The organism is Photorhabdus caribbeanensis (assembly GCF_018448885.1).
In the GTDB taxonomy this organism is placed as follows: Bacteria; Pseudomonadota; Gammaproteobacteria; order Enterobacterales; family Enterobacteriaceae; genus Photorhabdus; species Photorhabdus caribbeanensis.
Map to the genome: position 1 here is coordinate 55,632 of NZ_RCWB01000018.1, position 19,697 is coordinate 75,328.

Below are 19,697 nucleotides of genomic sequence, written 5' to 3' on the forward strand. Positions count from 1 at the left end.
GAGAATTATAAACTAAACGTGATTTGTGTGAGCAAATTATAGGCATCATCCTCTTTCGGTGTCACTGATGGGTGATGAGTATACGATAAGCTATTAGTCCAATAGATGCCGTTGTAAACACGATAGCTATATGCTACAGAAGCGGTTGCACTATAACTTTCAGCAAGTTGACCATTGCGGGCAAAATAATTTTTTGCATCGTCACTGAACTTATTATAGGCCAGACCAAAAGTAACCATATCGTTTGGACGCGAATCAAATGGACCAATGCTGAACAGTGATAATGAAATATCGGCATTAAACAGGTTACGATCCTTTGGCGCATAGTTGGCTTTACCGTCAATATACCAGCCACGGAAAGGCATTGACGTATCCGGCTTGGTTATTTGGTGGGTAGCGGCGATATAATGAGAGTAAGTGTAATCTTCATACTCTGAATTGTTATAGTTAAAATAAGGGGTTTTATTGAATACCGATCCACCCCGAAGCCAGATCATATTTTCAGTTTCATTAGCATTAACACGATAACCTAATTCGTTGATGACTAAAGTTCCCGCACTGGGAAGTTTCCAGCGCAGACCATAAGTATTATATTTTGAATCGACTTTTAAACCTTCTGAACTTTGACTTCTGGCAACGCCAATGTGGTCATACCAACGTTTATTTTCCGATAAAAACCGGATATCTATCGATGGACTTGGTTTGCTAATGGTTAGTCCAGCCTGGGACAACATCACACTGGTTGGCCCTAGCGCTGATGATGCTGTACTGCTACCCAAAAATAAGCCATAAAAATGGGAGAGTAGTGTCGTATAGCCATAATTTAATATGACTCGATCATTCAATAAGGGTTGATTAATGGAAAAGGCTGAGACAAAAGGATGCCCATCTTGACCATTATTTTTGAAGTTATTATAAGCATAGGTTAAACCTAAACGCAGTTGGGCTTTATCAGTGAAACCAATTCGTGATAAATCATAAGTGAGTTCTGTCGCGGCGATATTACCGGTAGTTAAGCGCTGTCCCATATAATTGGGATTAGGCGTATTTTTCCAGCTTCTTGATATATCGTAGGTTAGATTAGTAAGCAGTTGAAAATTTGCATAAAAGCCACGATCTGCCATCTCTTTTCTAAGGCCGCCCCATTCAGGAAATACCGTATCGCATGCAGATGAAACCGAAGGTGTTTCTGGTCCTCTTGGTAAAAGCGTATCATACGAATGACAGTTATTTTCCGCTGCTACAGTGACATTGTTATAAAGTAAAATAAGTGGAATCGTGAGTAAAAGAAATTTATTGGTTATTTTCATTTTCTACCTCCGGGGCTTGAAGGGTATTACCGTGACTGCTGATCACCTCTTTATACCAACTAAAACTTTTTTTACGTCGCCGTTCTAATGTTCCATTGCCTTGGTCATCACGATCAACATAAATAAACCCATACCGTTTTGACATTTCTGCGGTAGAAGCGCTGACTAAATCTATTGGCCCCCATGAGGTATATCCTAATAACTGAACTCCATCTTCAATGGCTTCCCGTATCTGAAATAAATGATCGTTAAGATATTTAATACGATAATCATCAATAATAGAGCCATCGTCTTGAATAACATCTCTGGCGCCCAAACCGTTTTCTACAATAAACAGGGGTTTTTGGTAACGGTCATATAACATATTGAGAAGATAGCGAATGCCTTTAGGATCGATTTGCCATCCCCATTCTGAGCTGGACAGATAAGGATTTTTCACCGGATTAATGATATTCCCTGACGTCTTGATAATCTCAAGGTTTGCTGTTGCGCAGCTACTCATGTAGTAACTGAAAGAGAGGAAATCAATCGTTTCTTTGAGTGCTATTTTATCTTCATTTGTGATATCAAGTGTGATATTTTTTTCTTTAAATAGACGGGTCATATAAGATGGATAATATCCACGAGCTTGTACATCAAAGAAGAATAGCCATTCACGATTCTTTTTCAATGATTCTAATATATCATCGGGATGACAAGTTAATGGATAATAAGGGGCCGCTGCCACCATATTACCTATTTTTGCATCAGGAATAATTTCATGGCAGGCTTTAACTGCGTTGGCGCTGGCAACTAATTGATAATGTAGCGCCTGATAAATATCTTGAATTTTACTGTTTTCTGGTAGTCCTGCACCGGTAAAACAGGAGAATAAAGACATGTTAATTTCATTGAATGTCAGCCAATATTTTACTTTATGTTGATAACGTTCAAAAACAATTCTGGCGTAATGGTCAAAAAATGCAATTGTTTTCCGATTTCCCCAACCACCATATTTTTTTACTAAGCCATAAGGCATTTCAAAATGAGAAAGCGTAATGAGTGGTTGAATATTATATTTTATCATTTCATCAAACAGGCGATCATAAAAAGCCAGGCCGTTTTCGTTCGGTATTTCTTCATCTCCCTCAGGAAATATACGTGTCCAGGCGATGGAGGTTCTCAGGCATTTAAATCCCATTTCAGCAAATAGCGCAATATCCTCAGGATAACGATGATAAAAATCGATACCAATATCTTTAATATGAAAATCACCTAAATTGCGTTCTATGCTGTGACCAATAACGCCGTGGGGTTGCATATCTGAGGTTGATAACCCTTTTCCATCTATTTGATGGGCTCCTTCAGCCTGATTTGCAGCCAGTGCTCCTCCCCAAAGGAAGTTATTTGGAAATTGTTTTTTCATGGTTTGTCCTCTTGTTAATTGCTCGTTAAACTTGGAAGATATTCTCTTAATATGATTCTTTAAATTAATTTTTTGCATGGGATGTTATTAGTGGAACTTTTACTTCTGATGGCAAACCGAATAAATAGGTTGCGATACAAGAGAAGATAAATGAACCTAACGAACCTAATATGACACTCCAGAAAGCACTATCTATGCCGGCGGGAGAAATAAATGAGGTAAACGCAAAGATACCCATGCCACTAACGTTATATGCTGTTCCTGAGTAAAAACCGACAATTGCTCCGCCAAGCGCCCCACCAATACAACCGATAATAAATGGACGTTTTAGTGGTAGTGTGACACCATAAATAGCAGGTTCGGTGATGCCAAAGAGACTTGATATCAGTGCAGTACCTGATAATGTTTTCATATTCTTATCACGTGTACGTAAAAATACCCCCAGAGTTGCACCTGCTTGACCAAATATTGCTGGCTGGAGCAGTGGAGAGAGCATATCTTTTTTCTGGGTCATCATGTTATTGATCATTATTGGGATAAGCCCCCAATGCAGACCGAAAATAACACAAACTTGCCACACTGCGCCCATTAGGAGTCCGGCAATGACCGGGTTTAATTGATAGAAGAAGAGATATCCGGCAGCCAGGCCATTACTAAGCTCTGTTGCTACAGGGCCAATAACGAGAAACGTTAAAGGAACGGTAATTAATAGGCACAGGAAAGGTGTGGCAAACAGTTTGACGGAGGAATGAAACCAGCTATTAAACTTCTTTTCCAGCAAGCAGCTAAACCATGCTGATAAGATAATGGGAATAACGGTTGAGCTGTAATTAATGAAAGAGATAGGAATACCAAGGAAATTGAGGTGCACGGCAGAAGTCGTTTGCGAAAGTTTAAATGCCTCGGTCATGGTGGGATAGGTTAAGGCGGCCCCGATCACCATAGTAATAAAAGGGTTGCCTCCGAACCGTTTACCTGCGGTATATCCTAATAAAATAGGCATGAAATAGAGCATGGCATCGCCGGTAGCGTATAAAATTTTATAGGTTCCGCTGTCTATGCTCATCCAATTGAACACGTCGGATAAAGCGAGAATACCTTTAATTAATCCGGCTGCGACCAATACACCTAATAGCGGAGTAAAAATACTGGAAATAATATCAATGGTGACATCAAAAATACGTTTTAAACCTTTCGCATTATCTTGTTTTATCCCTTGCGGCGACGTTACACTTTGTTTAACCTCAGTTTTTTCTGTATTATCTTGTAAGTATTGATTAATATCGTCGTAAACATCCCCTACGTGACTACCGATGACTACCTGATATTGCCCACCACTCTCTACTACGGTAATAATTCCCTTAGTCTGTTTGAGTAATTCGCTATTGGCCAGACTGCTATCTTTAAGTTTAAATCGTAAACGAGTAGCACAATGGACCAGGCTAGATATATTCTCTTTCCCACCTATTGCGCTGACTATTTTCTCTGCCAGACTTTCGTATCTCATTGGACTTCCCCTTCATTTAATACGCTGAAAACAGCGAAAGACCGAATTTAAGGCAAAAAAAAACCTAACCCATCATCTACAATCGCCTTGGAATAAGGGGATCGTGACGTGATGGATTAGGTTTTGCCCGACGTTAGTCGCAACTAAGTCGGTAACAAGCCTATATCAATTGGTTAAAAACTAATTACTCCTTGTGATACTTGCAAGTTATTAAATTTAATTTTGGTAAAAATGTGATACTTATCATAAATACCTTGGGTAAGTTGGGTATGTTGCTGTGTCGTTGACTTTGTAAAAATAATGTCTTAGCCTGAAAGATAACATAATGAATATAGTGTACAGGAGTGTTACTGATAAGATCAGGCACAACCAGGTCACAAATATATTTCACCTATTTTATAGATTTAGGTTAGTGCATATAATGGTTTATCCTGTAAGGTATCTATTTTGTTAACGATAGTAAAACTCATAAATAATAATGTCGTTCTTGCCATTGATGAGAACAATAATGAAATTATTCTAATGGATAAGGGCGTAGGCTTTAATAGAAAAAAGGGGGATAAACTTAATATTCAGGATGTTGCAAAAGTCTTTACTGTTGAAAAGAACGATAAGATTAATCAGATCTTTGCCACTATTCCAGCTTCAGTTATAGAGCTAACCGAGAAGATTATCTCATTAGGGGAAGATATTCTTGGCAAATCTCTCAACGATTCATTACTCATTACTCATTACTTTATCAGAACATTTAAACTTTGCATTTGAGCGTGTGAGTAAAGGATATCAGATTAGTAATGTCTTGCAATGGGAGATCCCTCATCTATATTCGTTGGAATATGAAGTTGGCAAACAGGCTCTTATCCATATTAATAGCCAGCTTGAAAAGCCATTACCGCCGATAGAAGCTTCATTGATTGCCTTGCATTTTGTTAATGCTCAATATGAGGGGCAAACGATGGGAGACACATTAAAATTAACGAATCTAATTAATAAAACTGTTAAGCTTATTCACTACTATTTCCATGTTAACCTTGATACAACGTCTGTAAATTACTCTCGTTTTATTACACATCTGCGATACTTCCTGATTAGACAAAATAAAAATGAGCATTCTTCTGCTATTGAGATGGATTTTTCATTGCAAGAATTGATAGAAGAAAAATATTTCAAAAGTTACAACTGCGCAGTTAAGCTAATTAAATATCTGAGGGAGAAATACCAATGGAAAGTGCCTGATGATGAATTGATTTATTTAGTGATTCATATAGAACGGGTGGTTAATGATAGTTACAAGGGCAGAGATTTTTAATGAGTGGATCGTCAAACGAGTGTCAATTGCCAAGCCAAGCTAAGAGTATGAGATGAGTATATTTGTGTGATTTAGATTTTTTAGTCATAGATTAGAGGTGGGAGATAAAATGAATGGTGAAGATTTTGCAAAAGAGATTATTGTGTTTCTTGGTGGAGGAGCAAATATAAATAAAAGTTGGCATTGTGTGACTAGATTGCGTTTTAATATTATAGATGATAGTCAAGTAGATATTGCAGCGATCAAAAAAATGCAGGGGGTTATGGGAGTACGTTTTCACAGCGGGCAATTACAAATAATTATTGGTAATAGAGTTGTTGAAATATTTAGTGAAATCATTAAGCAATTAACAGAAAATCAAGAAAATGATGATGGCGCCAAAAAGGGTTTCATTAGTCATATTCTTGATATTATTTCAGGCATATTTATTCCCGTATTGCCGGTAATTATAGGCGCGGGTTTACTGAAAGGCGGATTGATTTTTTTATATGTGATGGATTGGGTTTCAGAGAAGAGTCATGAGTATAAATTATTATATATTCTTTCTGATGCCCCTCTCTATTTTTTGCCTGTTCTTTTGGCTTTTTCAGCGGCAAGAAAATTTAAAACAAATGAATTTATTGCAACTACGTTAGCGTGTATTTTAATTTATCCAACATTATCTGACCTTGTGAGCAGTTCTGGTGGTGGGTATTTCAGTGCATTTGGTATTACTATTCCGGCTGTTCATTATAGTTATACTACCATTCCAATTATTTTAGGTGTTTGGTTGCTCAGTTATATTCATCGATGGATAGATAGGTTTATTCCGTCGATATTAAAAATAATATTTACACCATTATTGGTTTTATTAATTTCCGCACCTATTTTATTGATTATTGCCGCACCGTTGGGAAATATAATTGGTTTGTATCTTGAAAAGTGGCTTTTAATATTATTTTCCGTGGCTGGACCATTTGCGGGATTATTGTTAGGTGGATTAGTCCCTATTTTAGTCATTGCAGGGGGGCATTATGCCTTTTTGCCGAGTGTTTTTGCTAATTTTAAATCTCTCGGATACGATTTTATGTTATTACCTATCAGTTTTGTTAGTAATATTGCACAAGCTGGCGCGACATTAGCAGTTGCAATTAAAACTAAAGATAGCCAAATGAAATCATTAGCTTATTCATCTTCATTCTCTGCTTTTTTAGGCGTAACTGAACCCGCAATGTATGGTGTTACGCTTAAATTAAGGAAGCCTTTTTATGCTGCATTAATGGGGGGCGCAGTTGGCGGCGCTATTGTGGGTATTTTCTCGGTGAAAATATTTGCTTTTAGTGTACCGGGATTGGTGTCATTACCTTTTTATATGCAAAAAGGTAGCAATAACTTTATTTTTATTTTGCTTGGTATTGTTAGTAGTTTCTTAGTGGCATTTATATCCACTTTATTAATGAAATTAGAATCTAATGTTGATTCTATAGTATTAATAAAGTCAAAATTTTCAAAAAAGAATAAAATCACATTACGTTCTCCGATGACCGGTACAATAGCATCTCTCTCAAATGTACCCGATGATACTTTTTCTGAAAAAATTATTGGTGATGGTATCGCTATTATTCCTACCGAAGGTGTGGTTAAATCGCCTTTTAATGGTAAGGTTTCAATGATTACTCCGACTGGGCATGCTATTGGTTTAATTTCTGATCAAGGAGTGGAATTATTAATTCATATTGGTATTGAAACGGTAGGTTTGCAAAGCGCAGGATTTAATTTGCAAATTATAGAAGGACAGAAAGTGGTTGCTGGTGAGGTATTAGTTAATTTTGATCTGGAATTTCTTCAAGAGAATGAAATCCAGATTATATCGCCAATTATTGTCACCAATAGTGAGGAATATCACTCAATAATTCCTACTAAAAGAAAAGAAGTTATTGGATGTAAAGATAATTTGTTGGTTATTAATCGATGTTAATTTATTTTTCAAGTAATTAGTGTATCTTGATAATATTCTTGATGTTTATTTTTTGTATTTAAAGATTGCATATAACCAGTTTTTATATCCGTTAATTATTTGTTCTTTTTTCTCGTTGTTATTGTATTTTTTATTTTATCTGCTGAATTTTTAGATATTATCTCGTTATATAAATTATGAAAAAATATATTTTTCATAATATGAAGTCATATTGAATACTAATATTTTGAGATGAAAAATTAAACCATCTACATTGACAATTAGCCCTAAAAGGGCTACTTTTTATTGTGTAATAATATAAGGTAGCGGAATGGCCGCAGCCTGGCATCCCTAAAAAGGAAGAACGATGAGTACTACTGAAATGACTACTGCTGAACTCGAAAAAATCCACGCTGAAATAGCAAAATTAATGGCAGAAACGACAAAGATAAATCGTGAGGCTACATGGTATCCGATTGTTGTGGCTTCTAGCCTTATTGGTGCGGTAGCTACCATCACAACTCTATTGCTCAAATTCATTTAATTAATTGGCCCCGTAAGGGGCTTTGTTCTGGAATACTTATGCGACTGATCGGCAATTATTCTCCTCCTACTACAGAAGATCTCATTAAACTCAAAGAAGAATTAGGCTTCACCGGAGAACAAATGGCCGATTTAGCGGGAGTTTCCGGTAACAACCAATGGAGAAAATACACGGGTGGGAAAATGCCACGCGTTATTTCTTCGCATATTCTATTCTATATAGCAACACAGTTAACGCTATCAGAAGATGATTTAAACCGCATTTTGGTTAAAATGCGGGAAATTGGTGCTAATGTAAGATAAATAGGGCCTCTCCCACTTAACGATTTCCTCTGATTGATAATCTATTTTATTGAGATGTAGATCATCAATAGATCGGTTATAGCGAATTATTCTGGTCATAAAATCGATTTTTTTCGAAACCATAGCTAGAGTACTATTTAAGACCGATCAGTTTCAGAGGTTAATCATTGTGACAGCAATTATTCGTCAATTCCTGAAATTAGAAGCGGCTGGAGGGCTCCTTCTTATCATTGCTGCCATTATTGCGCTGATAATGGCAAACTCACCACTACAAGATATTTATCAGCAATTTCTTAATCTTCCGGTGGTAGTGCAATTCGCTGCACTGGAGATCAATAAGCCCTTATTGTTGTGGATTAATGACGGCTTAATGGCGGTCTTTTTCTTGATTGTTGGTCTGGAAGTAAAGCGGGAACTTCTGGAAGGCTCTTTGGCAGGGCGTGATAAGGCAGTATTTCCGGTGATAGCGGCGATAGGTGGTATGGTCGCTCCGGCACTAATATATCTGTTATTTAATGGTAATGATGAGTTTACCCGTCAGGGGTGGGCTATTCCTGCGGCAACCGATATTGCTTTTGCCTTGGGTGTGATGGCGCTATTGTCTAAACGAGTACCAACAGAACTTAAGGTTTTCTTGTTGGCGCTAGCGATTATTGATGATCTAGGCGTTATCGTGATTATCGCTCTGTTTTATACCAAAACGGTTTCTCTTGTGGCGCTTGGATTGTCAGCCGCGATGATTGCTTTGCTGGTTTGGATGAATTGGCGTGGTGTCGAAAAAACATCGGCTTATCTGGTTGTTGGCGCTATTCTTTGGGTTTGCATCCTGAAATCAGGTGTTCATGCAACACTGGCTGGCGTCATCATTGGTTTTCTGATTCCTCTGCGTAGCCAGAATGGTCATTCACCATCTGAATCACTTGAGCATGGTTTGCATCCTTGGGTGGCGTATCTTATTTTGCCATTATTTGCTTTTGCCAATGCGGGTGTCGTCCTGAATGGCGTTACGTTAAATGGCTTGACTGATATATTACCACTAGGTATTGCTGCGGCTCTGTCTCTTGGTAAGCCATTGGGAATTTTTCTGTTTAGCTATATTTCTATTAAGATCGGATTTGCTAAATTGCCGCAGCAGATTAATCTTAAACAGATATTTGCGGTTTCCGTTCTTTGTGGAATCGGTTTTACTATGTCTATCTTTATTTCAGGATTGGCTTTTGAAGGGGTAGATGAATCTTTCAGTATCTATTCCCGTCTTGGCATTCTGATGGGTTCAACCATCGCTGCGTTTATGGGGTATGGCTTGTTACGAATGGTCTTACCAAAGAAAAAGTGATGGCAGTGCCGTGGTAAATTCATTAATTTAGCCGGTAGTTTCAGAAAGAATTTCCGAACTGACTCTCATTTTTGTACTCGCGGTACAATAATAAAATGGTATCGCGGATATTTTATGTAGTGGAAAACAGGAAATCGCCGTAAAACGGTAAATTAGAGATGTATGGCTAGGTAGTCTGTTAGACGAAAGCGATACATAAGGAAAAATATATGCGGGTGTCACATCTGAATTTTAATCATCTCTATTATTTCTGGCATGTTTGCAAGGAAGGATCTGTGGTTGGGGCGGCAGAGGCGCTTTATCTAACACCTCAGACGATTACTGGACAGATAAAGGCGCTGGAGGAGCGTCTGGGAGGCAAGCTGTTCAAACGTCAAGGTCGGGGTTTAGTACCATCGGAACTAGGGCAGCTTATCTTCCGCTATGCGGATAAGATGTTTATGCTGAGCCAGGAGATGTTGGATATCGTTAACTACAGCCGTGAATCTAACCTTTTATTTGATGTTGGTGTTGCTGATGCACTGTCCAAACGTCTGGTTAGTCAGGTATTGGAAACGGCGGTTGTGGAGCATGAACAGATCCATCTACGCTGTTTTGAATCAACCCATGAATTGTTGCTGGAACAACTCAGCCAGCACAAACTTGATATGATTTTATCTGATTGTCCGGTGGATTCTTCCCAACAGGAAGGGCTGTTCTCGGTAAAACTGGGTGAATGTAATGTGAGTTTTTTCTGCCGACAACCTATTCCGGAAAAACCTTTCCCGGAATGTTTGGAGGAACGTCGTTTATTGGTTCCAGGGCGTCGCTCTATGTTGGGGCGTAAGTTGTTGACTTGGATTCGTAATAAAAATCTTCAAGTTGAAGTACTGGGTGAATTTGATGATGCCGCGTTAATGAAAGCGTTTGGTATGTATCATAATGCGATTTTCGTAGCGCCATCTTTGTATACCAATGATATTTTTGCAGATAATGATATTGTCGAAATTGGTCGATTGGATGCCGTGCAGGAAGAGTATTATGTGATTTTTGCTGAACGGATGATTCAACACCCGGCTGTTCAAAGGGTATGTAATAAAGATTTTTCTGCGTTGTTTAATGTGCCATCTAAGAAGCGCGTTTAAAAAATAATTGATAATAACTGCAAACACAAAAAAACCGGCGCAGGCCGGTTTTTCAGTAATCTAAACGCAAATTATTGCATTGCGTTGATTTGAGCCGTCAGATTAGATTTATGACGTGCTGCTTTGTTTTTGTGGATCAGACCCTTACAGGCGTGACGATCGACAATAGGTTGCATGTCATTAAATGCTTTCTGTGCAGCTTCTTTATCGCCAGTAGCGATAGCAGCATGTACCTTCTTGATGAAGGTACGCACCATAGAACGACGGCTAGCGTTGTGCTGACGACGTTTTTCAGACTGTATGGCGCGTTTCTTAGCTGATTTGATATTAGCCAAGGTCCAACTCCCAAATATATTCTATCGAGGACAATTCAAAGGTCGAGGAATATGCCTGTTCAACCTTCTTTTGTCAATGGATTTGTGCAAATAAGCGCCGTTGTACCGCGGCAACTTGTTTCGTTGTGATGGCGCAGGATTTTATCAGCTTACTTAGCGGGAATACAGTCTTTCACAATAAAAATCTCATTGAATAGTCCAGATAGAAATAAAATGAATATTTTTCGGGATTCCTGCTCGTTTTTGTTGTATGAATCAGGGCTATTGATTTAAATCATCTTATGATGGTGGGTTAACCTTGAGCTTTGTACAAGGTATAATTTGGCAATTTCCAGGGTATTGAGCCAGCTATGGAGCTAATTCGCGGTATACGTAATATCCGGACATGTCACCGCGGTTGCGTGTTGACGATTGGTAATTTTGATGGCGTTCACCGAGGTCATCAGGCACTACTGAAACACTTAAAACACGAAGGGCAGCGTCTGGGATTACCAGTAATGGTGATGATTTTTGAGCCACAACCCTTGGAGTTTTTTGCTAAGGGTAATGCTCCTGCGCGTCTGACGAGATTGAGGGATAAAGCCAAATATCTCGCCCAATGTGGGGTGGATTATTTATTATGCGTGAAATTTGACAGAAATTTTGCGGCAAATACGCCAGAAGCTTTTGTTTCGCGGTTGCTGGTGGAAAAATTGGGTGTTAAGTTTCTCGCTGTAGGTGATGACTTTCGTTTTGGTCAAGCTCGCAGTGGTGATTTTGCCTTTTTGCAGCGAGCCGGTGAAACATACGGTTTTGACGTGACCAATAGTGAAAGTTTTTGTGATAATGGCTTGCGGATCAGCAGCACAGCTATCCGTCAAGCACTGCAAAATGATGATTTGGTATTAGCCGAAACATTATTAGGGCATCCATATAGCATTTGCGGCCGGGTCGTTCATGGTAAACGACTAGGGAGCACTATTGGTTTTCCAACAGCTAATTTGCCGTTAAAACGATTAGTGGCTCCTGTACAAGGCGTTTATGTTGTTGAAGTCTATGGATTAGGAGACAAGCCCTTACCGGGTGTTGCCAATATTGGTACACGTCCAACAGTCTCCGGTCAGGGTCAACAACTTGAAGTACATCTAATTGATACCCAAATGGATCTCTATGGGCGTTATATTGATGTGGTGTTACGCAAAAAATTGCGTAATGAGCAGCGGTTTGCTTCCCTTGATGCACTCAAGCAGCAAATTGCTAATGATGTGGTCGCTGCTAGGGAATTTCTTAAACAGCGACCTGTGTCATGTATCTAGCGGAAAATTGGAATTGAGAATCGAATGAGTGACTATAAAAACACCTTGAATCTGCCAGAAACAGGGTTTCCAATGCGTGGAGATTTAGCAAAGCGCGAACCAGATATGTTAAAACGTTGGTACAAAGATGAGTTGTATCAGGTAATTCGTAAAGCAAAAGCCGGTAAAAAAACATTTATTCTGCATGACGGCCCTCCTTACGCGAATGGCAGTATTCATATTGGTCACTCAGTCAATAAGATTCTCAAAGATATTATTATTAAATCCAAAGGGATGGCGGGGTATGACTCGCCATATATTCCCGGTTGGGATTGCCACGGTTTACCTATTGAGCTTAAGGTTGAGCAGATTATTGGTAAGCCGGGGGAAAAATTTTCCGCTGCTGAGTTTCGTGCCGAGTGCCGCAAATATGCTAAAGAGCAGATTGAAGGTCAGAAGAAAGACTTTATTCGTCTGGGCGTATTCGGTGACTGGGAACGTCCATATCTGACGATGGACTTTAAGACCGAAGCCAACATTATTCGCGCATTGAGCCGTATTATCGCTAATGGTCATTTGTTGAAAGGCGCTAAACCTGTTCACTGGTGTGCTGATTGTGGTTCATCATTGGCCGAAGCGGAAGTTGAGTATTACGATAAGACTTCGCCGTCGATTGACGTGCGTTTTAAGGCAGTTGATGCAGCCGCCGTTTGTGAGAAATTTGGGGTGCAGGCACCAGATCAACCAGTCTCTCTGGTTATCTGGACAACCACGCCGTGGACATTGCCGGCTAACCGAGCGATTGCTTTGCATGCTGAATTTAACTATCAATTAGTACAGATTGAGGGTGAATGCCTGATCCTGGCGGCTGATTTGGTAGAAAGCGTGATGAAGCGAGCGGGTATAACTTCGTGGGTGGTATTGGGGAGTTGTGCAGGTGCTGCATTGGAGCTGTTACGCTTTAAACATCCCTTTATGGGCTTTGATTCGCCGGTTGTGCTAGGTGATCATGTGACTCTGGATGCAGGTACCGGAGCTGTGCACACGGCGCCAGGTCATGGCCCGGACGACTTTGTTCTTGGTCAGAAATATGGTTTGGAAGTTGCAAATCCGGTTGGCCCTAATGGTTGCTATCTGCCCGGTACTTATCCTTCTCTGGATGGCATGTTTGTCTTTAAGGCGAATGATGTTGTGCTGAATATCCTGAGTGAAAACAATGCGTTGCTGCATTTGGAAAAATTACAGCACAGCTATCCTTGTTGCTGGCGCCATAAAACGCCTATCATTTTCCGGGCTACGCCGCAGTGGTTTGTCAGCATGGATCAAAAGGGTCTGCGTAAACAATCGTTGCAAGAGATCAAAGGCGTTCAGTGGATTCCGGGTTGGGGTCAGGCCCGTATTGAGGCAATGGTTGAAAACCGCCCTGACTGGTGTATTTCACGTCAACGTACTTGGGGCACGCCGATGTCTCTTTTTGTCCATAAAGAGACAGAAGAACTTCATCCACGTACTATCGAATTGATGGAAGAAGTTGCAAAACGTGTTGAAGTTGACGGCATTCAGGCGTGGTGGGATCTGGAACCCGCCGAACTGCTTGGTGATGACGCGGCTAACTATGTCAAAATTTTTGATACGTTGGATGTATGGTTCGATTCGGGATCAACTCACGCAACGGTGGTTGATGCTCGCCCTGAATTCCAGGGTAACGCTGCGGATATCTATCTTGAAGGTTCAGATCAGCACCGTGGCTGGTTTATGTCTTCCCTGATGATCTCAACGGCAATAAAAGGTAAAGCGCCTTACCGTCAGGTGTTAACGCATGGTTTCACTGTCGATGGTCAGGGCCGTAAGATGTCTAAATCTATCGGTAACACCATCAGTCCTCAGGATGTCATAAATAAATTAGGGGCAGATATTCTGCGTCTATGGGTTGCTTCTACTGATTACACCGGTGAAATTGCGGTATCTGATGAGATCTTGAAACGCTCTGCTGATGCATATCGTCGTATCCGTAACACGGCGCGTTTCTTGTTGGCAAACTTGAATGGTTTTGATCCTGAACAGCATAAGGTTGAGCCAGAAGAGATGGCGGTGCTGGATCGTTGGGCTGTAGGCAGAGCTCAGGCAGCGCAGGCAGACATTGCAAAATGTTACGATGAATATGATTTTCATACCGTTGTTCAGCGTATGATGCAATTCTGTTCTGTGGAGATGGGTTCATTCTATCTCGATATCATTAAAGACCGTCAGTACACCGCTAAGAGCGACAGTGTGGCGCGTCGTAGTTGTCAGACTGCGTTGTATCATATTGCGGAAGCGCTGGTTCGCTGGATGGCGCCTATCCTCTCCTTTACTGCCGATGAAGTTTGGAATGAGTTGCCTGGCAAACGTGCTCAATATGTATTTACCGAAGAGTGGTATGACGGTTTGTTTGGTCTGGCCGCGGGCGAAGCAATGAATGATGCTTTCTGGGCTGATTTGTTGGCAGTGCGTGGTGAAGTTAACAAAGTGCTGGAGCAGGCCCGGGCAGACAAACATATCCGTAGTTCATTAGAAGCCGCAGTGACGTTGTACGCCGATAATGAACTGGCGGACAAACTCAATAGCCTCGGAGATGAATTGCGTTTCGTTCTGCTAACATCTCAGGCTGTTGTTGCAGATTATGAGCAGGCTGGTGAAGATGCGCAACAAAGCGAAATCAATGGCTTGAAAATTGCTTTCCGCAAAGCGGATGGCGAAAAATGCCCTCGTTGCTGGCATTACGCTAAAGATGTGGGATTGGTGGCGGAACACGCAGAACTTTGTGGCCGCTGTGTAACTAATGTTGCCGGTAACGGCGAAGAACGTAAGTTTGCCTGATGAATAAACCCATTTGCTCCACCGGCCTTCGCTGGCTTTGGTTAGTTGTTGTGGTATTGATTCTGGATCTGGGTAGTAAACAGTTAGTGTTGCAACACTTTCATCTGTATAAATCCGTTCCATTGATACCTTATTTTAATCTGACTTATGCCCAGAATTTTGGGGCGGCTTTCAGTTTCCTTGCAGAGAAAGACGGTTGGCAGCGTTGGTTATTTGCATTCATTGCTGTTGCTATTTCAGTTGTATTGATGGTGATGATGTATCGTGCCAGTGCAAAGAAGAAACTGAATAATATCGCTTATGCCCTGATTATTGGTGGAGCATTGGGTAATCTGTTTGACCGGTTGGTTCATGGTTTTGTCATCGATTTTATTGATTTTTATGTCGGTGATTGGCACTTTCCAACTTTTAATATCGCCGATATGGCGATATGTATCGGGGCTGGATTGGTTATCATTGATAGCTTTTTAAACCCTGATGAAAAGACAATCAAAGTGGGATAAGTAATATGTCAAACCAGGTGCAGGAGGATAGTGCAGTTTTATTGCATTTCATTTTAAAACTGCAAGATGGCTCCATTGCCGACTCCACTTACACTCAGGGTAAACCTGCATTATTTCGTTTAGGTGATGGAACCCTTTCCTCACCTTTGGAACAGCAGCTTACTGGGCTAAAAGAGGGAGATAAACATACCTTTACTCTGGCTGGTGAGGCTGTATTTGGTAAACCGAATCCTGATCTAATCCAATATTTTACTCCGCGTGATTTTGCTGAAACGGGGATGCCTGAAATTGGCACTATAATGTTATTTACGGCGATGAATGGCAGTGAAATGCCAGGCATAGTCAAAGCCGTAACAGAAGAATCTGTGACTGTTGATTTCAATCATCCGTTAGCTGATCAGAATGTTACGTTTGAAGTCGAAGTGTTGGAAATTGAACCACAATTGGAGGAAAACCATGCAGATATTGCTGGCTAACCCTCGCGGTTTTTGTGCCGGCGTTGACCGTGCTATCAGTATCGTAGAACGCGCACTGGAATTATATGGTGCGCCGATCTATGTTCGTCATGAAGTTGTGCATAATCGTTATGTTGTAGATAACCTGCGCAAGCGAGGGGCTGTCTTTATTGAAGAAATTTCAGAAGTACCGGATGATGCGATTCTGATTTTTTCAGCACATGGTGTTTCACAGGCTATTCGTGCTGAAGCGCGTTCTCGCAATTTGACCATGTTGTTCGATGCGACTTGTCCTTTAGTGACTAAAGTCCATATGGAGGTAGCGAGAGCCAGCCGCAAGGGTAAAGAAGCTATTCTGATTGGTCATGCTGGACACCCCGAAGTTGAAGGTACAATGGGTCAGTACAACAATGCGGAAGGTGGAATGTATCTGGTTGAATCTCCGGAAGACGTATGGAACTTGAAAGTCAAAGATGAAGATAACTTGTGTTTTATGACTCAAACCACGTTATCCGTTGATGATACTTCAGAAGTGATTGATGCACTTAATGCACGATTCCCAAACATTGTTGGTCCTCGTAAAGATGATATCTGCTATGCGACGACTAACCGTCAGGAAGCAGTACGGGATTTGGCGTCTGATGCTGATGTTGTCTTGGTTGTGGGTTCGAAGAATTCATCTAACTCTAATCGGCTTGCTGAATTAGCTCAGCGAGTTGGTAAGCCTGCTTATCTGATAGACTCTGCTGAAGATATTAAAGAAGAGTGGATTACCGGTACCTCCCTGATTGGTGTAACCGCTGGCGCTTCGGCACCGGATATTTTAGTTCAGCAAGTTATTGAACGCCTGAAAAATCTTGGGGCTGATTCTGTCAGGGAATTACATGGTAGGGAAGAAAATATTGTGTTTGAAGTACCGAAAGAGTTACGTGTTGAAGTCAAAGAAGTTAGATAAATAATCTAATTTATCAAGATAAATAATAATAAAGTAGTGTATATGCTCTTTATTTAAAACATTCATCTGACTGATCATCATGTTAAATCAGGAAAAGGACTAACTTCATAGTGAGGGCTTATGGCTGATACAGATATTCGTGTTGCTATTGTTGGCGCTGGTGGGCGTATGGGACGTCAGTTGATTCAGGCTATTTATCAATTAGATGGTGTGGCTCTTGGTGCAGCTTTGGAACGTTCCGGTTCTTCTCTGATTGGCGCAGATGCTGGAGAGTTAGCAGGTATTGGTCATACAGGTGTGATTGTTTGTGATGACCTGAAAAGTATCGTTGATAATTTTGATGTCCTTATCGATTTTACCCGCCCGGAAGGAACGTTGACTCATCTTGAGATTTGTCGTCAGAACGGTAAAGCGATAGTGATTGGTACAACTGGTTTTGATGAGGCTGGTAAGCAGGCAATTAAAGAGGCTTCTGCTGATATCCCGATTGTTTTTGCTGCGAATTTTAGCGTGGGTGTGAATCTGGTACTTAAGTTATTGGAAAAAGCCGCGAAAGTGATGGGTGAGTATAGCGATATCGAAATTATCGAAGCACATCACCGCCATAAAGTGGATGCACCATCAGGAACAGCTTTAGCAATGGGAGAATCTATTGCGCATGCTTTGGGGCGGGATCTTAAATCGTGTGCTGTCTATGCCCGTGAAGGTTATACCGGTGAACGTGATCCGAAAAGTATTGGTTTTGCGACTGTCCGTGCCGGGGATATCGTGGGTGAGCATACCGCTATGTTTGCTGATATTGGAGAGAGAGTAGAGATAACTCATAAGGCTTCCAGTCGGATGACGTTTGCAAATGGCGCTGTAAAGGCTGCTCTATGGCTAAGTGGTAAAAATAGTGGTCTTTTTGATATGAAAGATGTGTTGAATCTCGATTTGATTTAAGAATTTTTTTTGTAATTTATTGATATCGCATGATTAAATATTTTATTATGCGATTTTTAATTTCTTTGTTTGATTTTATTATTTTTTGGTTTGTTTTTTCTATTTTTATCTTATTTCCAACCTTGATTTTTTGTTTTTTTCTCCTTTTTATGATTATTTTTAACTTTTCATCTGAGAATCAAGTTTTCTATGCTGATTACCGTTTTCTAAATTAGTTTTGTTGCTGTTTTTAGTCTTATTTTATTAATTCACTCAGTGAAATGTGTAAAAAAATAAGAAAAGTAACATTTTTTGTAGACAACTCTCCATCTCATCATTAGAATGCGCGCAATTTGCCAAAATTTTGCCTAAAAAGCAGCTTTGGCATTGATTTTGAGGAACAGATCTGAATTAATATGCACTAATTGCGAGTAATTATTCTTTGGAGGGTGTTTTGATTAAGTCAGCTATATTGGTTCTGGAAGACGGAACCCAATTCCACGGTCGTGCCATCGGTGCGGAAGGGGCGGCAGTTGGGGAAGTGGTTTTCAATACCTCGATGACCGGATATCAAGAAATTCTCACAGACCCTTCCTATTCCCGCCAAATTGTCACTCTTACTTATCCCCATATTGGTAATGTCGGTGTTAACTCAGTCGATAAAGAATCACTAAAAGTACAGGCTCAAGGGCTGGTGATTCGTGATCTGCCACTGTTGACCAGTAACTTCCGCTGCGAAGAAACGCTTTCCGATTACCTTAAACGCCATAATATTGTTGCGATAGCAGATATCGATACCCGTAAACTTACGCGTTTGTTAAGAGAAAAGGGTTCACAGAATGGTTGTATTATAGCAGGTAAACAGATTGACGCTCAGGTGGCACTGGAAAAAGCGCAAGCGTTTCCGGGACTGGAGGGGATGGATTTAGCAAAAGAGGTGACAACTAAACAGATTTATCCGTGGTTACAGGGGAGCTGGACACTGGCGGGGGGATTACCGGAAGATAAGCAAGAGCAGGATCTGCCTTATCATGTTGTTGCTTATGACTTTGGTGCAAAACGTAATATTTTGCGAATGTTGGTGGATCGTGGTTGCCGCCTGACAGTTGTTCCCGCCCAGACACCGGCTGAAGATGTACTGAAACTGAATCCAGATGGTATTTTCTTATCTAATGGACCGGGGGATCCAGCACCTTGTGACTATGCAATCGAAGCAATTAAAACCCTACTTGAGACAGAGATTCCAATCTTTGGTATCTGTCTTGGACACCAATTGCTGGCATTAGCGAGTGGCGCGGAAACCATGAAAATGAAATTCGGCCATCATGGTGCTAACCATCCGGTAAGAGATCTTGAATGTAATGTTGTCATGATTACTGCCCAAAACCACGGTTTTGCTGTAGATGAAGAATCACTGCCGTCAAATCTGAACGTTACTCATAAATCTCTGTTTGACGGCACGTTGCAAGGGATTCATCGCACGGATAAACCTGCATTCAGTTTCCAGGGGCATCCAGAAGCCAGCCCTGGTCCACATGAAACAGCATCGTTATTTGATCACTTTATTGACCTAATTGAGCAGTATTGTCAGAAAAATAATCGTCATAACACCAAGTAATCAG

General features: G+C 40.6%; 18 protein-coding genes. 14 read left to right on the plus strand and 4 right to left on the minus strand.

The genetic code is table 11. The features are described 5' to 3' along the window. Positions 1–5: 5 nt before the first annotated feature. The 3 genes from EAE90_RS13190 to EAE90_RS13200 all read right to left on the minus strand — a co-directional run bounded on the left by EAE90_RS13190 (position 6) and on the right by EAE90_RS13200 (position 4,222). Positions 6–1,310 (minus strand): carbohydrate porin, encoded by a 1,305-nt coding sequence (locus tag EAE90_RS13190; protein WP_082303643.1) that lies wholly within the window; start codon positions 1,308–1,310, stop codon positions 6–8. Continuing rightward, positions 1,294–2,715, minus strand: coding sequence for a 6-phospho-beta-glucosidase (gene ascB / locus EAE90_RS13195; RefSeq protein WP_036777023.1), 1,422 nt, complete (start codon positions 2,713–2,715; stop codon positions 1,294–1,296). The genes EAE90_RS13190 and ascB overlap by 17 nt, the downstream gene beginning before the upstream one ends. Before the next feature lie 64 nt (positions 2,716–2,779). Further along, positions 2,780–4,222, minus strand: coding sequence for a PTS transporter subunit EIIC (locus tag EAE90_RS13200; RefSeq protein WP_214053876.1), 1,443 nt, complete (start codon positions 4,220–4,222; stop codon positions 2,780–2,782). 447 nt (positions 4,223–4,669) lie between these two features. On the opposite strand from EAE90_RS13200, the gene EAE90_RS23840 reads away from it, so the two are divergent. The 7 genes from EAE90_RS23840 to nhaR all read left to right on the plus strand — a co-directional run bounded on the left by EAE90_RS23840 (position 4,670) and on the right by nhaR (position 10,773). Next, positions 4,670–4,987, plus strand: coding sequence for a CAT RNA binding domain-containing protein (locus EAE90_RS23840; protein ID WP_246550693.1), 318 nt, complete (start codon positions 4,670–4,672; stop codon positions 4,985–4,987). Further along, positions 4,917–5,531, plus strand: a complete 615-nt coding sequence (locus tag EAE90_RS13205; protein ID WP_246550695.1) for a PRD domain-containing protein — start codon at positions 4,917–4,919, stop codon at positions 5,529–5,531. Before EAE90_RS23840 ends, EAE90_RS13205 begins: the two co-directional genes overlap by 71 nt. 109 nt (positions 5,532–5,640) lie before the next feature. Further along, positions 5,641–7,488: a beta-glucoside-specific PTS transporter subunit IIABC gene (locus EAE90_RS13210; protein WP_214053877.1), complete on the plus strand. Its 1,848-nt coding sequence runs from the start codon at positions 5,641–5,643 to the stop codon at positions 7,486–7,488. A gap of 346 nt (positions 7,489–7,834) precedes the next feature. Beyond that, the gene (locus EAE90_RS13215) at positions 7,835–8,011 is read left to right on the plus strand and encodes a hypothetical protein (protein ID WP_160169991.1); all 177 of its coding nucleotides are present in this window, start codon (positions 7,835–7,837) and stop codon (positions 8,009–8,011) included. Between the two features lie 38 nt (positions 8,012–8,049). Then, positions 8,050–8,313: a helix-turn-helix domain-containing protein gene (locus tag EAE90_RS13220; RefSeq protein ID WP_036777018.1), complete on the plus strand. Its 264-nt coding sequence runs from the start codon at positions 8,050–8,052 to the stop codon at positions 8,311–8,313. Positions 8,314–8,482: 169 nt separating this feature from the next. After that, positions 8,483–9,649 (plus strand): Na+/H+ antiporter NhaA, encoded by a 1,167-nt coding sequence (nhaA, locus tag EAE90_RS13225; protein ID WP_214053878.1) that lies wholly within the window; start codon positions 8,483–8,485, stop codon positions 9,647–9,649. A 209-nt stretch (positions 9,650–9,858) separates the two neighbouring features. Continuing rightward, the gene (gene nhaR / locus EAE90_RS13230; protein WP_214053879.1) at positions 9,859–10,773 is read left to right on the plus strand and encodes a transcriptional activator NhaR; all 915 of its coding nucleotides are present in this window, start codon (positions 9,859–9,861) and stop codon (positions 10,771–10,773) included. 71 nt (positions 10,774–10,844) lie between these two features. On the opposite strand, the gene rpsT is transcribed toward nhaR, so the two are convergent. Beyond that, positions 10,845–11,108 carry a 30S ribosomal protein S20 gene (gene rpsT / locus EAE90_RS13235; protein WP_105398585.1) on the minus strand — a complete coding sequence of 88 codons (264 nt, stop codon included), beginning with the start codon at positions 11,106–11,108 and terminating at the stop codon, positions 10,845–10,847. Positions 11,109–11,458: 350 nt separating this feature from the next. On the opposite strand from rpsT, the gene ribF reads away from it, so the two are divergent. The 7 genes from ribF to carA all read left to right on the plus strand — a co-directional run bounded on the left by ribF (position 11,459) and on the right by carA (position 19,693). Next, the gene (gene ribF, locus EAE90_RS13240; RefSeq protein ID WP_214053880.1) at positions 11,459–12,403 is read left to right on the plus strand and encodes a bifunctional riboflavin kinase/FAD synthetase; all 945 of its coding nucleotides are present in this window, start codon (positions 11,459–11,461) and stop codon (positions 12,401–12,403) included. Between the two features lie 24 nt (positions 12,404–12,427). Further along, on the plus strand, positions 12,428–15,241 hold the full coding sequence (ileS, locus tag EAE90_RS13245) for an isoleucine--tRNA ligase (protein WP_214053881.1): 2,814 nt from the start codon (positions 12,428–12,430) through the stop codon (positions 15,239–15,241). Beyond that, entirely contained in the window at positions 15,241–15,744 is a 504-nt protein-coding gene (lspA, locus tag EAE90_RS13250; RefSeq protein ID WP_036777004.1) for a signal peptidase II, read from the plus strand. The genes ileS and lspA overlap by 1 nt, the downstream gene beginning before the upstream one ends. A 5-nt stretch (positions 15,745–15,749) precedes the next feature. Continuing rightward, complete coding sequence (gene fkpB / locus EAE90_RS13255; RefSeq protein WP_036777002.1) at positions 15,750–16,220, plus strand: FKBP-type peptidyl-prolyl cis-trans isomerase; 471 nt, start codon at positions 15,750–15,752, stop codon at positions 16,218–16,220. Further along, entirely contained in the window at positions 16,201–17,154 is a 954-nt protein-coding gene (gene ispH / locus EAE90_RS13260; RefSeq protein WP_214053882.1) for a 4-hydroxy-3-methylbut-2-enyl diphosphate reductase, read from the plus strand. Before fkpB ends, ispH begins: the two co-directional genes overlap by 20 nt. 120 nt (positions 17,155–17,274) lie before the next feature. After that, positions 17,275–18,096: a 4-hydroxy-tetrahydrodipicolinate reductase gene (dapB, locus tag EAE90_RS13265; protein ID WP_214053883.1), complete on the plus strand. Its 822-nt coding sequence runs from the start codon at positions 17,275–17,277 to the stop codon at positions 18,094–18,096. 433 nt (positions 18,097–18,529) lie between these two features. Continuing rightward, complete coding sequence (gene carA, locus EAE90_RS13270) at positions 18,530–19,693, plus strand: glutamine-hydrolyzing carbamoyl-phosphate synthase small subunit (RefSeq protein ID WP_214053884.1); 1,164 nt, start codon at positions 18,530–18,532, stop codon at positions 19,691–19,693. The last annotated feature ends 4 nt before the right edge of the window (positions 19,694–19,697 follow it).

What these genes read in the sequence shown, in the direction of transcription:
- ribF (WP_214053880.1), top strand. Translation starts at nt 11,459, where the DNA reads ATGGAGCTAATTCGCGGTATACGTAATATCCGGACATGTCACCGCGGT.
- EAE90_RS13215 (WP_160169991.1), top strand. Translation starts at nt 7,835, where the DNA reads ATGAGTACTACTGAAATGACTACTGCTGAACTCGAAAAAATCCACGCT.
- EAE90_RS13200 (WP_214053876.1), bottom strand. Translation starts at nt 4,222, where the DNA reads ATGAGATACGAAAGTCTGGCAGAGAAAATAGTCAGCGCAATAGGTGGG.
- ispH (WP_214053882.1), top strand. Translation starts at nt 16,201, where the DNA reads ATGCAGATATTGCTGGCTAACCCTCGCGGTTTTTGTGCCGGCGTTGAC.
- nhaR (WP_214053879.1), top strand. Translation starts at nt 9,859, where the DNA reads ATGCGGGTGTCACATCTGAATTTTAATCATCTCTATTATTTCTGGCAT.
- EAE90_RS13220 (WP_036777018.1), top strand. Translation starts at nt 8,050, where the DNA reads ATGCGACTGATCGGCAATTATTCTCCTCCTACTACAGAAGATCTCATT.
- EAE90_RS13210 (WP_214053877.1), top strand. Translation starts at nt 5,641, where the DNA reads ATGAATGGTGAAGATTTTGCAAAAGAGATTATTGTGTTTCTTGGTGGA.
- dapB (WP_214053883.1), top strand. Translation starts at nt 17,275, where the DNA reads ATGGCTGATACAGATATTCGTGTTGCTATTGTTGGCGCTGGTGGGCGT.
- ascB (WP_036777023.1), bottom strand. Translation starts at nt 2,715, where the DNA reads ATGAAAAAACAATTTCCAAATAACTTCCTTTGGGGAGGAGCACTGGCT.
- fkpB (WP_036777002.1), top strand. Translation starts at nt 15,750, where the DNA reads ATGTCAAACCAGGTGCAGGAGGATAGTGCAGTTTTATTGCATTTCATT.
- ileS (WP_214053881.1), top strand. Translation starts at nt 12,428, where the DNA reads ATGAGTGACTATAAAAACACCTTGAATCTGCCAGAAACAGGGTTTCCA.
- lspA (WP_036777004.1), top strand. Translation starts at nt 15,241, where the DNA reads ATGAATAAACCCATTTGCTCCACCGGCCTTCGCTGGCTTTGGTTAGTT.
- EAE90_RS13190 (WP_082303643.1), bottom strand. Translation starts at nt 1,310, where the DNA reads ATGAAAATAACCAATAAATTTCTTTTACTCACGATTCCACTTATTTTA.